This is a genomic window from Pseudomonas oligotrophica (assembly GCF_021726475.1).
GTDB classification, from domain to species: domain Bacteria; phylum Pseudomonadota; class Gammaproteobacteria; order Pseudomonadales; family Pseudomonadaceae; genus Stutzerimonas; species Stutzerimonas oligotrophica.
In genome coordinates this window covers 812777-828600 of the sequence record NZ_JAKJRU010000001.1, presented here as the reverse complement: position 1 = coordinate 828600, position 15824 = coordinate 812777, and the positions used below count along the sequence as shown (strand labels likewise).

Annotated in this window: 10 protein-coding genes and 2 CRISPR repeat arrays (1 of these 12 cut by a window edge); all 10 genes read right to left on the bottom strand. The window is 65.2% G+C overall.

Annotation, left to right across the window (positions count from 1 at the left end):
* Window positions 1–170 precede the first annotated feature (170 nt).
* A complete protein-coding gene (locus L3N39_RS03725; RefSeq protein WP_237255853.1) occupies window positions 171–1682 on the bottom strand; it encodes a succinyl-CoA:acetate CoA-transferase ScpC in 1512 nt (503 codons plus the stop codon).
* A gap of 385 nt (window positions 1683–2067) precedes the next feature.
* A CRISPR array of direct repeats spans window positions 2068–4416; the repeat unit is 29 nt; unit sequence CGGTTCATCCCCGCGGGTGCGGGGAACGC.
* Between the two features lie 64 nt (window positions 4417–4480).
* Entirely contained in the window at window positions 4481–4780 is a 300-nt protein-coding gene (gene cas2e, locus L3N39_RS03720; RefSeq protein WP_237255851.1) for a type I-E CRISPR-associated endoribonuclease Cas2e, read from the bottom strand.
* Complete coding sequence (gene cas1e, locus L3N39_RS03715; RefSeq protein ID WP_237255849.1) at window positions 4780–5706, bottom strand: type I-E CRISPR-associated endonuclease Cas1e; 927 nt, start codon at window positions 5704–5706, stop codon at window positions 4780–4782. The genes cas2e and cas1e overlap by 1 nt, the downstream gene beginning before the upstream one ends.
* Before the next feature lies 1 nt (window position 5707).
* Window positions 5708–6520 carry a KilA-N domain-containing protein gene (locus L3N39_RS03710; protein ID WP_237255847.1) on the bottom strand — a complete coding sequence of 271 codons (813 nt, stop codon included), beginning with the start codon at window positions 6518–6520 and terminating at the stop codon, window positions 5708–5710.
* A gap of 40 nt (window positions 6521–6560) precedes the next feature.
* Window positions 6561–7172, bottom strand: coding sequence for a type I-E CRISPR-associated protein Cas6/Cse3/CasE (cas6e, locus tag L3N39_RS03705; protein ID WP_237255846.1), 612 nt, complete (start codon window positions 7170–7172; stop codon window positions 6561–6563).
* The gene (gene cas5e, locus L3N39_RS03700; RefSeq protein ID WP_237255844.1) at window positions 7147–7818 is read right to left on the bottom strand and encodes a type I-E CRISPR-associated protein Cas5/CasD; all 672 of its coding nucleotides are present in this window, start codon (window positions 7816–7818) and stop codon (window positions 7147–7149) included. The genes cas6e and cas5e overlap by 26 nt, the downstream gene beginning before the upstream one ends.
* Window positions 7819–7820: 2 nt before the next feature.
* Window positions 7821–8954: a type I-E CRISPR-associated protein Cas7/Cse4/CasC gene (gene cas7e, locus L3N39_RS03695; protein WP_237255842.1), complete on the bottom strand. Its 1134-nt coding sequence runs from the start codon at window positions 8952–8954 to the stop codon at window positions 7821–7823.
* Between the two features lie 14 nt (window positions 8955–8968).
* A complete protein-coding gene (casB, locus tag L3N39_RS03690; RefSeq protein ID WP_237255841.1) occupies window positions 8969–9493 on the bottom strand; it encodes a type I-E CRISPR-associated protein Cse2/CasB in 525 nt (174 codons plus the stop codon).
* Complete coding sequence (gene casA, locus L3N39_RS03685) at window positions 9490–11049, bottom strand: type I-E CRISPR-associated protein Cse1/CasA (RefSeq protein WP_237255839.1); 1560 nt, start codon at window positions 11047–11049, stop codon at window positions 9490–9492. The genes casB and casA overlap by 4 nt, the downstream gene beginning before the upstream one ends.
* Window positions 11046–13721: a CRISPR-associated helicase Cas3' gene (cas3, locus tag L3N39_RS03680; protein ID WP_431977996.1), complete on the bottom strand. Its 2676-nt coding sequence runs from the start codon at window positions 13719–13721 to the stop codon at window positions 11046–11048. The genes casA and cas3 overlap by 4 nt, the downstream gene beginning before the upstream one ends.
* Before the next feature lie 353 nt (window positions 13722–14074).
* A CRISPR array of direct repeats spans window positions 14075–15824; the repeat unit is 29 nt; unit sequence CGGTTCATCCCCGCGCCTGCGGGGAACAC (it continues 49 nt past the right edge of the window).

The following is a 15824-nucleotide window of genomic DNA, read 5'->3' as shown; positions in this document are numbered from 1 at the left end:
CGAATCTCACCATCGCCGCAGCAAGCGCCATGCCAGGGCCTGCGGCAGCGGCCGCCGGCACACGCCAGCCAGGGCGCAGGCGAAAAAAAACCGATGCCAGGCGGCATCGGTCTTCGTAGCAACCCGGCAGCGCGCTAACGCGCCGCCCGCGTGCCGATCGGCAGCGCCGATTACTTGTCCAGCTTCATGGTGCCGTGCTCGGCCAGGTGCGTGTGCCAGGAGAAGGCCTTCTCCAGCACGTGCGGGGTGTGGCCGCCGCGCTGCTTGGCCTCGTTGAGGTAGTCGCGCGCCTGCTGCTTGTAGTCCGGGTGCATGCAGTTCTCGATCATGCGCTCGGCCGCCTCGATCGGCGCCAGGCCGCGCAGGTCGGCGTAGCCCTGCTCGGTGATGATCACGTCGACGTCATGGTTGGTGTGGTCGACGTGGGTCACGAACGGCACGATCGACGAGACGTTGCCGCCCTTGGCCGTGGAGGTGGTCACGAAGATGCTGATCCGCGCGTTGCGGGCGAAGTCACCCGAGCCGCCGATGCCGTTCATCATGTGCGTGCCGCTGACGTGGGTGGAGTTCACGTTGCCGTAGATGTCCACTTCCAGTGCGGTGTTGAAGGAGATGATGCCCAGGCGACGGATGACTTCCGGATGGTTGGAAATCTCCTGCGGACGGAAAACCACCTTGCCGGCGTACTTGGCCATGTCCGAGGCGAGGTTTTCCACGCGCTTCTTCGACAGCGAGAAGGCGGTACCGGCAGCGAACTTCACCACGCCGGCGTCGATCAGGTCGAACACGCCGTCCTGCAGCACTTCGGAGGCCACCACCAGGTCCTTGAACTCGGAGGTGCGCATGCCGTTCAGCACCGCGTTGGCCACCGAGCCCACGCCCGACTGCAGCGGCGCCAGGCTGTTGGTCAGGCGGCCGGACTTCACTTCGGCACGCAGGAAGTCCAGCAGGTTGTCGGCGATCTTCTGGGTTTCTTCGTTCGGCTCGAACAGCGGCGATGGGATGTCCGGCTGGCTGGACAGCACGATGCCGCGCACCTTGGCCGGGTCCACCGGGATGCCGACGGTGCCGATGCGGGTGCTGACGTCGTAGACCGGGATGTCCTTGCGCGAATTCTCGCCGGCCGGGCCAGGCACGTAGATATCGTGCATGCCTTCGTACTCGCGCGGCGCGGAGGTGTTCAGCTCGACGATGACGTGCTTGGCGGTCTGCACGAAGATCGGCGAGTTACCCACCGAGCCGGTGGGGATGATCTGGCCATCCTCGGTGATGGCCGCGGCTTCGATGATCGCGTAGTCGACCTGCGGCAGCACGCCCTGGCGGATCAGCTCGGCCATGTGCGAGAGGTGCTGGTCGATGTAGAGCACTTCGCCGGCGTTGATCTTCTTGCGCTGCACCGGGTTGCCCTGGTACGGGATGCGCTTGTTGATGATGCCGGCCTCGGCCATGGCCTGGTCAGCCGCCGGGCCCATGGAGGCGCCGGTGAACAGGTTGACCTTGAACTTCTCGTTCTGACCACGGGCGGACAACGCTCTCGGGAACTCCTTCGGCTCGCCGAACAGAGTGAAACCACTCATGCCCAGGGTCATGCCGTCCTCGATCCAAGACGCTGCTTCCTCGGCGGACACGACTTTGTCCAGGAACGCAGCATTGCGAATGTACTTGCTCAAATCCGTTGCCATGCAACACCTCTGTAATCGTTGGAAATCTTCCGTGGTAGGTCTGAATACCCTTCACATAACCTGACGGCCCGTTGGCCGAGTTCAGCGGCACGCTGCCAGCTGCGCCCCGAGGACCGCTCGCGCCAGAACGAACGCGCGTCGAATTGCCCCACCATTCTAGGAGCCCCCGCCATTTCGGCAGCTATACCAAGGTCGACCGTCCCGCCCGAGCCCGGCAGCCAGCACGCCGCCGACCGCAGCTAACCACAACGCAGCGCCCAAGGAAATTACCGTGGACAAGAAGCGCGCCGGGAGCGCTCGATTGCATGCCGGGAACGGCGAATACAGCGGGGCATCTGGGGGGACCGGGAACGCCGGAAGGGCATGGCGGGGGCCCGACCAAGGGCGGTTCATCCCCGCGGGTGCGGGGAACGCGTAGCCGCGCTCGGCGCCGATGCGCTCCAGCTCGGTTCATCCCCGCGGGTGCGGGGAACGCAGACGCAGCTGGTTGATCGTGGCGTCCTTCTCCGGTTCATCCCCGCGGGTGCGGGGAACGCACAGCGCGCACCGGGACCGCGTGCTGAAGGGGCGGTTCATCCCCGCGGGTGCGGGGAACGCGAACGCCAAGAACCTGCCGAAGGACTACATCCCGGTTCATCCCCGCGGGTGCGGGGAACGCGACCTACTCAGGTAATCCAGCGTGACGGTCAGCGGTTCATCCCCGCGGGTGCGGGGAACGCGCGCCTGAAACGCTTCCTTCACCGTCTCGTAGCGGTTCATCCCCGCGGGTGCGGGGAACGCCAATACCTTGTTCATTCGTCTACCCCCTCCGCCGGTTCATCCCCGCGGGTGCGGGGAACGCTCCGTCCACGCCTACGACCGGCACGATGCCTCCCGGTTCATCCCCGCGGGTGCGGGGAACGCCTTGATGCGCATCACGCCGTCAGGCCGCGCCACGGTTCATCCCCGCGGGTGCGGGGAACGCTACCTGGCCTGACCTCCCGACCATCGCGGCGCCGGTTCATCCCCGCGGGTGCGGGGAACGCGCCAGCCAGCAGCAGGATCCCGCCGGGAAACTCCGGTTCATCCCCGCGGGTGCGGGGAACGCACCACGCACGCGAAGCGGTTCGGCTTGAGCGCCGGTTCATCCCCGCGGGTGCGGGGAACGCGCGTTCGGGTGGACTTCGCATATCCAGCATGCCGGTTCATCCCCGCGGGTGCGGGGAACGCCCCTCTATGGCTGGGCGCAAGTAAGGCTGCGCCGGTTCATCCCCGCGGGTGCGGGGAACGCGTGACCGAGAAGTATGCTGAGCCACTCGGCGGCGGTTCATCCCCGCGGGTGCGGGGAACGCATTTTTCGGTGCCTCCCCCGCCAAAGTGGCAACGGTTCATCCCCGCGGGTGCGGGGAACGCCACTCGACGCAGCACACCGCGGACGGATAGGCCGGTTCATCCCCGCGGGTGCGGGGAACGCATAACTCTGCTTCGAATCAGCCAAGTTACTACCGGTTCATCCCCGCGGGTGCGGGGAACGCGTTTCACCGGGCAAGAGGAAGCATGGTGGCCGCGGTTCATCCCCGCGGGTGCGGGGAACGCCGCGTACTGATGCTGAGCGTGCTGGTAGTGCTCGGTTCATCCCCGCGGGTGCGGGGAACGCGCCTAGATCCCCAGGGCGTGTAAGGGGAGTGACGGTTCATCCCCGCGGGTGCGGGGAACGCTGGGGAGTGATCTGGCCGGCGCTGATCTCCGGCGGTTCATCCCCGCGGGTGCGGGGAACGCAGCAGCTCCCGATCAACCAATACCTTGCTCATCGGTTCATCCCCGCGGGTGCGGGGAACGCATCAGCAAGCCGTTGAATGTGAAGTGGCCACCCGGTTCATCCCCGCGGGTGCGGGGAACGCGCGGCTCCGACTGTTGCCGTTGGCGGCGAAGACGGTTCATCCCCGCGGGTGCGGGGAACGCCGCCATTGTCGAGGCGGCAGACTTTGCTCTAACGGTTCATCCCCGCGGGTGCGGGGAACGCCCGTTTTCGCCGTCGTAGTGGTAGTCGCCGGCCGGTTCATCCCCGCGGGTGCGGGGAACGCGCCCACTGGAAGCGCTGGCTGAAGCGTTCGGCTGGTTCATCCCCGCGGGTGCGGGGAACGCCAGCCCCCAGCTCAGCGCCAAGGTTCTCCAGCGGGTTCATCCCCGCGGGTGCGGGGAACGCGACTGCACGGCGTTCGGTGGCGATGTGCTGCACGGTTCATCCCCGCGGGTGCGGGGAACGCGATGGCCAGACCGACGAACACGAAACCAGCACCGGTTCATCCCCGCGGGTGCGGGGAACGCTTCTCGAGCGACTCGGCGACCCGTGCGGCCTTCGGTTCATCCCCGCGGGTGCGGGGAACGCTGGTCGGTGGCCGGCTCGATGCGGTTACCGGTCGGTTCATCCCCGCGGGTGCGGGGAACGCGCGTGACCGATGGCGAAAAACAGATCCGACAGCGGTTCATCCCCGCGGGTGCGGGGAACGCCCGGCGCCGAGAACGTATTCCTGCTGGAGCAGCGGTTCATCCCCGCGGGTGCGGGGAACGCCCAATAATACCTTGATTAACAATCTGTAGCGTCGGTTCATCCCCGCGGGTGCGGGGAACGCTCGCCGTCCACGGTTACAGCGAAGCCGGCCAGCGGTTCATCCCCGCGGGTGCGGGGAACGCGCTGAGGAAAAGATGTGGCAGGAATACCCCAGCGGTTCATCCCCGCGGGTGCGGGGAACGCTCTAAACGTAACTGATTGTTCTCGAAAGAGAAAATCAACCACGCAAAATCTACCGATTTATTTGTTAAAGATCGACGCCTTGCGGAGGCAGGAAGGCGACGAGCCTGAGGCCGTCGTAGTCGATAGGCTCGCGCCGGTTGGCGCCGAGGGTCTGGAAGTCGTACCCGGATTCGCTCTTGCTCGCCCAGGCCATGACCACGTTTCCGTCCTCGAACCCGGCTTCGAGCTGCCGCCAGATCATTTCGCGGGTGCGTCGCGAAACGTCGCCGATATAGACGCCTGCCCGAACCTCCAGCAACCAGATCGCCAGCCGCCCGCGCAGGCGCGGCGGGACGTTTTCGGTGACGACGACGAGAAAGGTCATTACTTCGCCCTGTGGCCGACGTCGCCGTGGGTGGCGGGGTTGGGAATGGCTGGCGGGACGGATTCGGGGGGCGCTTCAGGCGGGTTGATGCCGCCGGCTGCGAGTACTTCCTCGATCAGCGGGATGATGCGCCCGAGCAGCTTGTCCGAGCGGAACAGGTCGCGGCATGCAATCCGCACCTCTCGCTCAGGCTCGGCTGGTGACTTGGCGGCGATGCGAAAGGCCAACGGCACCACGCTTTCAAATTTGAACAGGTCGGCAATGTCGTAAACGAAAGACAGCGGCTTGCCGGTATGAATGAAGCCCACGGCCGGCGCATAGCCTGCGGCGAGCACTGCCGCTTCGGTGATGCCATACAAACAGGCAGTAGCGGCAGACAGGCAGCGGTTGGGAATATCTGCTGCGTCCCACTGGTTGCGATCGTAGTTGCGCGCGTGCCAGTTCACCTTGTACTGCTGCGCCAGCAGCTTGTAGGTGCCACGCACCCGCGCCCCCTCGATGCCGCGCAACTGCTCGACGCTACGCCTGGCCGGGGCCGGTTCGTCGAAGCGCACCTCGTACATCTTGCGCACCACCTTGAGCCGCAGGTCGTCATCCAGCGCCAGCCTGGCCTGGTAGAGCAGGCGATCGGCACGCGCGCCGCCGGGCTGCCCGCTGGAGTACAGCCGTACACCCGATTCGCCGACCCAGACCAGCAAGGTACCGACGGTCGCCGCCAGGTTCACCGCAGCGTGGGAGATGCGCGTGCCCGGCTCGAGCATGATGCAGGCCACCGAGCCGACCGGAATGTGCTTGCGCACGCCATTCTTGTCGACCACCACGAAGGCGCCGTCGAGCACGTCGATCTGCCCGTACTGTACGAACACCATGGAGATGCGGTCTTTCATGGGCAGCGGCTTGAGCGGCGGCAACAGGGTCGAAGCCATGTCACTCGACCTCGCCTGTCGACAACCGCGCGACCAGGACACGCATCTGCCGGATGGCGAGTTCGTTCAACCTCTTGAGTCGCTCGGCCTGGCTCAGGCCCTGCTCGATGAAATGCGCATTCATCGACTCCAGGTTCGCCAGGCAGACCAGCTGGTGCACGTCGGCGTGGTCGCGGATGTTGCCCTTGAGCGCCGGATTGGCGTCCCGCCACTCACGCGCGGTGACGCCGAACAGCGCCACGTTGAGCAGGTCGGCCTCGCTGGCGTAGACATGGCTGATCTGCTGTGACGTCAGGGTGTCCGGGATCAGGTTTTCCCGAATGGCATCGGTGTGGATCAGGTAATTGACCTTGGCCAGGTTGCGCCGGATATCCCAGCCCAGCTGCTGGAACTCCTGCTCCTTGAGCCGCTGGAATTCCTTGATGAGATAGAGCTTGAACTCCACCGAGATCCAGCTGGCGAATTCGAAGGCGATGTCCTTCTGGGCAAAGGTCCCACCGTAGCGCCCCGCGCGCGAGATCAGGCCGATGGCACCGGTCTGCTCGATCCACTGCTTGGGCGTCAGGGTGAAGCTGTTGAGGCCGGCCTGTTTTCTAAACCCGTCGAATTCGACGGGTTTGAAGGCTGGGTTATTGAGTTGCTCCCAGATGCCGAGAAACTCGATGGTGTTGCGGTTGCGCAACCAATTGCGGATCAGGTCATCGGTCCGCTCGTTGTTCTTGAAGCGGGCGATATCGGTGATGTTGATGTACTCGACGCCGTCCTGTGTGGCGGTGCCGATCTGCTGGTCGAGCACCTGGAGTTTGGCTTTCATATAGGCTCCTTGCCGGTCGATGGTTGCCAACTGTAGGTGCTCAGCTCCGTCCGAGGCTGAGCAAGCCGCAGCCAAACGCCTTGCCCGGCCCGATGCCGGTCCTCACTGCACGCGCCAGCACATCCGCGTCGTCCACTATGAGCCGCCCCTCGAAACTGGCCCGGAGCAGGCTGATCCGGCTGTCGCCCTTGCGACTGCGCAGCAGTTCGCTACCGGTAACCAGCGCAGCATCGACAGAAAACCCCAGACGCACGCCTTGTCGTGCCAGCCAGGCAAGCTGCGCTTCCTCGGCCATCAGCCCCAGGCGTTTCCCGTTCCGGGTAACCGTGGGGTTGGCAAATAGCCGAAAGCGATAACGTTCACCGACACGAAGACGGGCCTCAGGTTGCCACTCCAGAGTCTCGGCTGTCTCCTTGAGGTAATTCGGCAGTGCTTCGAGAGTCGACCACTGTCCTGCCTCTTCGGACTGCACCAGCACGACCGGCTCGCCCCAGGCCGAAGTCGGCTCGCCGCGCCATAGAAAGCGTGGCGGCGTTTGTTCGCTGTCCTGAACGAAGGCGCGCACCAGGGTGCGGTGCATATCGTAAGGATCGGCAAGGTCGCGGCGCGCCAGGGCGCTACGCGGATCAAGCCGCAGACGGGTCAGGTACATGCGTCACTCCTGTGAAAAACAACTCCGACTTGACGTAACGCGGGCCGAAGCGCCGCGCGGCGAACGGTGCAACGGGCTGATCCAGACGAACGCTGCCTTCATTCGCATGTTCCAGCAGGACGCGCCTGGGTAATTGCGGCAGCACGCCGTTCAGCAGGCACGGCCACTCGGCCAGGACTGTTTCCAGAGGCCGATCGAGCACCGCATCGGGCAGATGCACCGGCAGCGATGGCACGAAACTCTTGCGACCCAGCGCCAATGGCCAGACGGGACGGGCCAGCGCTGCATGGATCTGTTCGAGCAGGTCGCGCCCGCCTTCCAGGCCCACCAGGAATACGGCATCGGCAAGGAAGAAACGCGGGCTGACTACCGTACGCCCAAGGTCTGCCTTGCCGCTGGAGGCAATCGCCACGCCGGTAGCGGTCTGGTAGTCCCGCATCGGCACGCCTTCGCGCTCGACACGCACGCCCATGCGCAACCTCGCCAGATCATCCACCGGCTCGGCGCGGTCGCGCCCCAACGCGGCGCACACCAGCCCAAGCACGCCGGACTTCGAGGGCTCGAGTTGGGTATCCCGCTCGTCGAAGCGGCTGGTCGTGCCCCAGGACTGCATTGGCCCCTGCAGGCGCAGCAGCAAGGTGGCCATGCTCACGCCTCCAGCTCGGCGGCGGCCAGCTCGCGCACACGCTGTGCCAGGGCAACGAGATTGGACGCAGTTTCACCCTTTTCAGCCGGCCAGCAGCCGGTTAGATCGAGCGTCAGCCAGCGATCTTCCGGTGCCGCGTAGACTGCAGCGAGCTTGGCCTCGTAACCGGCCATACGCTCGACGGACTGCTCGGTCAGAGCCCGATCGAGCCGCGGCGTCACGGGTTTTTCGAACGCATTGGCCAGGCTCAGCGGTGTGGCGTGACGCAGGCAAACGCCGATGAATTCCGGCGCGTTATGCGCAGCGAAGCTGTTCTGCTTGCCGCTCGGGATGGCCAGCACCAGCGCACGCGTGAAGGCCTCGACCGCCGAAAGCGCCAGCTCGCGGTCCTGCTGCAAGTTGCCGAGCAGCTTGTGCACATCAAGCACGGCATAGCGGTAAAGGGTGGCTGAATTGAACTCCACCTGGCCGATCATGCCGGCACCGGTTTCATCCTCATCGCCCTTGTCGTCCACGGCGGTGAAATAGTCGAATTCACGCTCGACGCGATGAGTACTGATGGCGTGGGCAACCTGACAGGCGGCGTCCTGATTGACCGATGGCAGGTCAGCCAGCATGCGGCCGAACAAAGCGACGTCGACGGCCTTGCCACCATCCAGCAAAGCCTTGGCCTTCTTCACGATCTCCGCTGGCAGGCTCGCCTTCGCATCCTTCTTGCTTTTCTTATCGCTGCCGACCGGCAGTTCATCCCAGTGTTGTTCGATCAGTTGTGCGAACGCCGCTACTTCGCCCTCACCCAAGAACAGCAGATATTCGGTCTTGCCATCGTCCTTGATCTTGAGACCTGCCGCCGCGAGAGCGACTTCGATCTTGGCCCCGGCCTGCTCGACGTCGCGCCCGGCGAGGCGTTCGAGCAGAAGCGCTTGAAGCTTCTTGGTGCGCACACCGCGATTTGCCGCAGGCAGGAGGTCGTGCTGACTGGCCGCCAGGCGCACCGCGCGCTTGAAGCACTGACTACTGACGCGCGCCCGGCGCTGCCCACCGAAAATCGCATCCTTGGGCGCACCAGTGTCGTCGCGGTTGAGATTGGAAGGGGCGAAGTTCTGGATCAGATGAAACTCGAGAAACAGGCTCATGGATCGGTCTTCCTTTACTCGTTATCGGATGTGTCGGAGGTTGCCGCTCCGGCGGCACGGTAGTAGTCGCGAGCCCAGCGTTGCCGCAGGCGGCTTGGATCGGTGGCGGGATTCATCCACTGCGAAAGGTCCTCGAGCAACTGCGCGTAATTGCAGCCGATCCCGTCGGCCGCCAACAGGCTGATGGCCTGGCGCAGGTAGTCGACGATGTTTTCCGCATCAGCCCCCAGCAGGGCGATGAAGCGCCCCTCGATGCTGGTACTGCCGCGGCGATGCTGTAGCTCACCGAGTGCCGAGGCAAAGCTCTGCGGCGCCTGCAGGGGATGCCGCGCGAAGAGGCCCGCAACCGCGTATAGCGCCAAGCGTCGCGCATCACGCTCATGCACGGCGTTGCCGGCGAAGCGCTCAATGTAGGGAAACGCCTTGGGATAGGCGCCCGGCTCGAACGCCAGGCTGTGGCGCAACACGGCAAGCGCGCCGCGACCGCGCTCCCTGAGCGCCAGCAGATGGACGATGAACTGTTCGGCATGGTCGCTCACGAGGCGGCCTCCTTGTCTGACGTGAGGTGATCAATACGGGAGAGTTGGCGGTTGAGAAGCCCGCAAAAGCGCGGCCAATAGCGCGCATCGGCTCGTATGGCCTGGATCGAGCTGCCAAGCCCTACGAGCACTTCGCTCCAGCCTTGCTCGGCAGCGCTACGCAGGGCGCTCCTCCAGAGCAGGTCGGCATCCTCCGTCTGGCCGGTGGCAATCAGCTCTAGCAACGGGTCCACGCTGCGCTGCGCCTGGGCGAAGTAAGTCGATGCCAGCGAGCCGGCGTCGACCATGCTACGGGCGCGCGTCCGGGTGTCCTTGCTTTTCGAATCGGGCAGCGTCGCGGCGACCAGACCAACCGCCAGTCGCTTGATTTCAGCGAAGAGCGTTTCGGCAACGGCAACCTGTTCGCGAAGATGCAGCGCCTTGTGGGCATCCAGCAAAAGGCCTGCGGGCAGCCGGATCTGCTCCATGCGCCAACGCAAGAGCTTGGCCTGGTCGCTGGCAAGCCCGGCGACCAGCAAGGGCTGATAGACGCTTTCGAAGGGGTTTAGCTGTTGATGCAGGCCGACAGCGTATTGCACAACCGCGGCTGCCTGGGTACTGGCACCAGCGCTCGGCAGCAACGCCGGCAGGTCCCGCCATAGCGCCCTGCCGTCCACAAACGTCAGCCGGACCAACCCGCTACTACCGGCACGAAAGCTCGCCATGGGATCTGGTGCATTGGCATCTTCACCCAAGGCCAGGCCTGCCGCGAAGCGGATCCAGCGAACATGGCCCTGCGCTTCTTCACATAACAGGACAGCCCGGCTCAGCCGGGTGTAACGGTCATTCGGCCCGCTGGCCAGTATGGGATCGCCGCGCAGCGCGGCAATCGTGGGCGCATCGTGCTCCCAGCCCGGCAAGTCGGGGGCTGCACCTTCACGGGGAGATGGATGCAATGCGAGGCACAACGTCTCGGCCAATGTCTTGCCGACCGGCATGACAGCAGCGGTGTTTACCAAGGCACCGGCCTTGTCGGCATCGCGCAGCGTCTTGACCAGCCCGCCGGGCGTGAACTGCAAGAAGCCGAGCAAAGTAGCGAGCGCATCCGCCGGGCGGATCGGCTCGGGCGCGCCATCCCAGGCGTGGTCGAACACGACCGGCGTGTTGCCGTTAGCGCTGGCAAGGGAAATCTGCGTCCACGGCTTGCGCTTGTCGCGGGTTTCTTCCGCTTTGGCCAACGCCGCAACCTGCATGAACGGGTATTCGGGATGGAACAGCCAGAAGCGCTCGCGCCATGCCTCCAGATAAGCGCGGATATCGGCCAGGGGCAGCCCCTCGCGGTACCAGCGCACCCGGTCCTTGTCGCGCCATTGGCCTAATGCTTTGGTCAGTGCGCGGTGGGTGATCGCCAACAACAGCCGATACTGCGCCACCAGGCTCGGCGGCGCTGTCTCGGCCAGGGCGACGATTTCCCCGCTGCGCTCGAACACCTCCAACAAGCCCAGCTCGACCACGCTCCCGTCAGCCAGGCGTACCGGCATCCAGGGTTCGTCCAGCAAGCAGAACGCCTTGCTCATGCCTTCTCCTCGTTCGGTCCTTCGACGGGCAGGTAAACCAGCCCGAGTTCATCATCCAGTTGCAGGCAAAGCCCCTCGTGCGAGTAACGGCCTAGCTGCAGCGGCAACGGATAGCAGTTGCGAAGCAGCGGATGCTGGAACGCAACGGGCAGCTCGTCGCACTTGAAGCGCTTGACCAGGGCCGTGCGCGACACCTTCAACTGGCGGTCGTAAAGGCGCCGCGCCAGCGTGTCGGACAGCGGCCGATCCGGCGCGAACGGTGCCTCGCCCGGACGCACGCACCAGCCGGCATCAGCCAACTCGACCGGAATCAGGGTGATCGACTCTCGGCCCAGGCGGGTCTTGTTTTCCAGCCCGGTGCCCTCGCCCTCCTCGCTGCCGCGCGGCTTGTTGTCGTAGGCGCGCTGCGGTTCGTCCCGCGGGTCGATGGCGATGTTCAGTGCCTCACGACGCTCCTTCTGAATGCGTGCCAGGTATTCGCCGTAGGATTCGATCTCGATCTGCTCACGCGCCGCGGCTTCGAGATCGGCCGGCAGCGCGTCATCGTCGTATACGGCCTGTACCAGGCGGTCGATATCGGCCGGCAGTTGAAGTTCGCGCTCGTCACGCAAGAAGGCCCAGGTCCGCAGCAGGACGTACGGGTCGTAGACATAGCCCCAGGCGGTCTCCTTCAGGTCCGGGAGCTTGTCGCGCTGCAGCCCGGCAACCCATAGCCGCGCCTGGCGATGCGCCGGAGGCCGTTCGCGCTCGTGCCGATGCAGCCGCCCGGCCCGCTGCAACAGCAGGTCGACCGGAGCCAGGTCGCTGAGCATGAAGTCGAAATCGATATCCAAAGACTGCTCGGCGACCTGCGTAGCGATCAGCAGCGCCCGTGGGGGCCGCTCACCCGCAACGCCAAAGGCAGACAACACCTGGCGTTCACGCTCGCCTCGCTCGTCGGCCGGATAGCGTGCGTGGAAAAGGAACAGCTCACAGCTTTCGCCCAGCCGCTCTCGCACACAGCGGTAGAGCTGCTGCGCACGGTCCACAGTGTTGACGATCAGCGCGCCACACCCACCCGTATCCAATAAGCCGATGGCCTGATCGGCCAACGCGTCGATCGATTCGGCCACCCAGGCCAGATGGATAGGCGCCAAGGGGCGAGCGCCGAAGTGCTCGCCGCGCACCCCGCCATCATCCGCCAGCAAAACACGCGGGTAGGCCAGTTCGGGCACGCCGTCTGCGACGCCCCACGCGCGCAACAGCTCTTCTCGTCGGGCCAGCGGCAGGGTCGCGCTCATCAGCACCACCGAGCAGCCCAACGCCCTGAGCCAGCGCAGCAGGGCGACGATCAGGCCATTGGTGTAGGTGTCGTAGGCATGCACCTCGTCCAGCACCACGACCCGGTTGGCCAGGCCCCACAGGCGAACGAAGTGGTGCTTGACATTGAGCACGCCGAACAGCGCCTGATCGACCGTGCCCACCCCATAGGGCGACAGCAGAGGTCGTTTGCGCTGGGAGAACCAGGCCGATGCCGACAGGCTTTCCTGCCGATCATCGGCGATGCCGCGCAGATGTTGGATATCGACGTTCATCGCCGCGCCGCCGTGAACAAGCTGTACGTCCAACGGGCCTTCGCTGAACTGCTCGAGAAAGGTCAGCGCCCGCTTGAACAGCGCGTTGCCCGTTGCCTGGGTGGGGAGTGCGACATACAGCCCACGATGCCCATTGGCTGCCTGCAGACGCAGATGCGCGAGAAAGGCGAGCTCGGTCTTGCCTTCCCCCATGGGCGCCTCGACGAGGACCAGGGCAGGGCCTTGCACGCCTCGCAGCAACCGATCACCGGCCCGTTGCAAGGGACGTGCGCTCAGCCCCGGGCGAGCAACGACCCTGCCCAACAACTCGTCGACGCTGGATGACTGGTCGAGTAGCGGAAAAAAGGCGCGCCAGCCGATGTGCGCCAAGGCAAGGCGCGCCAGGCGACATGCGTCCTGGTAATAGGCATCCAGCTCATCGAAGCCGCGCTGGCCGAGCGCGAACCACTCGGGATTCGAGGCGATCCAGTCGGCGGCGCTGGTCAAGCCGGCCAGCCAGTTCACGGCAGGCAATGAAAGTTCATCGGTCGCAGGACGCTGATCAGGCGCAACGGTGTGCCAAAAGCAACCGAGGATTTCTTGTCGCGCCGCTTCCCATTCAGGGGGCTCGCCTGCGGGCCTGCCCTGATTCGTTTCGTCCGCGAGGAAGTGGTAGCCATGGTGAGCGCTGACGGCCTGCACGGCGTGGCAAAGCCAGCCAGCGTCGGCGATATCCAGACCGTATAGCTCACGGGTGAGTAGAGCTGCAGTGGCCAGATCATGTCGATCCTTGCGGCACGCAGCCGGCGGGAATTCAAGGCCACACGCTATGTCAGCCTGCATGCCCTCGAGCCATTTGGCCTGGAAACCCGGAATCGCCTTGCCGAAATCATGCAAACCCGCCAATGCCGCGATCCAGCGAGACACGGCCGCATGCGGCAAGCCGAATTGCTGCATAGCCCAGCGCAAGGAGGCAGGCGGCTCGAGCGCCAGCAGCGTCTCGACGACAGCCGCCACGTCGAGCAAGTGGGCCAACAATCCATGCCCCGCGGGCTCGCCGCTTTTGGCCCAGAGGGTTCTTGCTGGCCCCGACAGTTCTGAAAACCTGTGCGAGCACATCCTGTGCATATGCAACCTATCGATATCAAATAGCCATCGATAGCTAATCACGCATCAAGTCGCGCTTAAAAGGTCTGTACGGGCAGACAGGTAAAGTTTTCGCTGCGACAGGAGCGCACAGGCACCGTTTGCTAGCGAGCCTTGAGCGTTGATATTCCGTAGCAGCCGTTAGGCGAGCGAGCCAAGCGCGCATCCGATGGACGCCTCGATACGTAGCAAAACAGCGCATACCTAGGCGCGACGGACCTCTACAGCCTGTTCATCCCGAACTCGTGGGAGGGGCTCGACCTGATCTGGTTCATTTCCGCGGGTGCGGGGCATGCGTGGCGGGGTTCTGCAGGTCGAAGTATGTCCGGTTCATCCCCGCGCCTGCGGGGAACACTCGCTGACTTCCCGACCGCCGAGAAGGAGGAGCGGTTCATCCCCGCGCCTGCGGGGAACACCATTCGTCCCGGGTTTTCCAGCTGTGGACGGTCGGTTCATCCCCGCGCCTGCGGGGAACACTAGCCGGTGTCCTGGTTGTGGAACTGGCGCCCCGGTTCATCCCCGCGCCTGCGGGGAACACGAGCGGAACGCATCGGAGCACGCTCGGTCGGCCGGTTCATCCCCGCGCCTGCGGGGAACACCGCGGGCGAGCCTCGGACGAGTTCGGCAACGCCGGTTCATCCCCGCGCCTGCGGGGAACACTCGTACGCCGGCTTAACAGGTAACTTTGTACCCGGTTCATCCCCGCGCCTGCGGGGAACACCCCGTTCGACCGGAGCCGGCCGACGCCGGCGGCGGTTCATCCCCGCGCCTGCGAGGAACACTCGCTGGCGATCTTCGCCACCATGTCGCCCAGCGGTTCATCCCCGCGCCTGCGGGGAACACGACGGATTCGGCGCCCAGGAAGGCATGCACGCCGGTTCATCCCCGCGCCTACGGGGAACACTTCCACCGTGCGGCCAGTCTGCGTTCCGTAGTGCGGTTCATCCCCGCGCCTGCGGGGAACACACGCGGGAACAGCATGCGGGCGGCCTTGATGCCGGTTCATCCCCGCGCCTGCGGGGAACACACCAGGCGCCCGGCCGATGCCGCGCCGCGGCGCGGTTCATCCCCGCGCCTGCGGGGAACACGACGAGGGCGAGATCGAGCTGCTCGAGGAGGCCGGTTCATCCCCGCGCCTGCGGGGAACACAAGCGGACTCCCCCCAGTTATCCGCCTGCGGCCGGTTCATCCCCGCGCCTGCGGGGAACACGCTCGGAACAGATCAGCAGCGCGAGCGACTCCAGGTTCATCCCCGCGCCTGCGGGGAACACGGAAAAGTCGCGCATCGGCTTCCATGGCCACGCGGTTCATCCCCGCGCCTGCGGGGAACACGATTTCAGGTCACGCTGAAGTCTGAGCAGTTGCGGTTCATCCCCGCGCCTGCGGGGAACACTTGACCACCTCACCCCGAACACCGTCCTGAACCGGTTCATCCCCGCGCCTGCGGGGAACACACTCCAGGGCATGGGCCGCATGGTCGTAGCTGCGGTTCATCCCCGCGCCTGCGGGGAACACGCCCGGATGTCTCGAACGACGTTTCTGTGCTGCGGTTCATCCCCGCGCCTGCGGGGAACACATCCGGCCGCCGTGGCCGTGGCCGTGCGTGACCGGTTCATCCCCGCGCCTGCGGGGAACACGCTGGCGTCGCGATCATCGGTATCGCGATGGCCGGTTCATCCCCGCGCCTGCGGGGAACACCTCCGCCCGCAGTGCTCTAATGCTACAGACCGCGGTTCATCCCCGCGCCTGCGGGGAACACGTCGACTCTGCAGCTCCTAGGCCTGACAGGATCGGTTCATCCCCGCGCCTGCGGGGAACACTTGTGTTTCGTCTTCGGGAAGTCCGCAATCGGCGGTTCATCCCCGCGCCTGCGGGGAACACGCGACGCGGAACCAGCGGGATTTGAATTTGCGCGGTTCATCCCCGCGCCTGCGGGGAACACCGCCAATTCATGACGGTGCATCGAATACCATTCGGTTCATCCCCGCGCCTGCGGGGAACACGCGGCCTCACCCAAGAGGACGTTGCGAAGCGGCGGTTCATCCCCGCGCCTGCGGGGAACACGAGAACTAAATA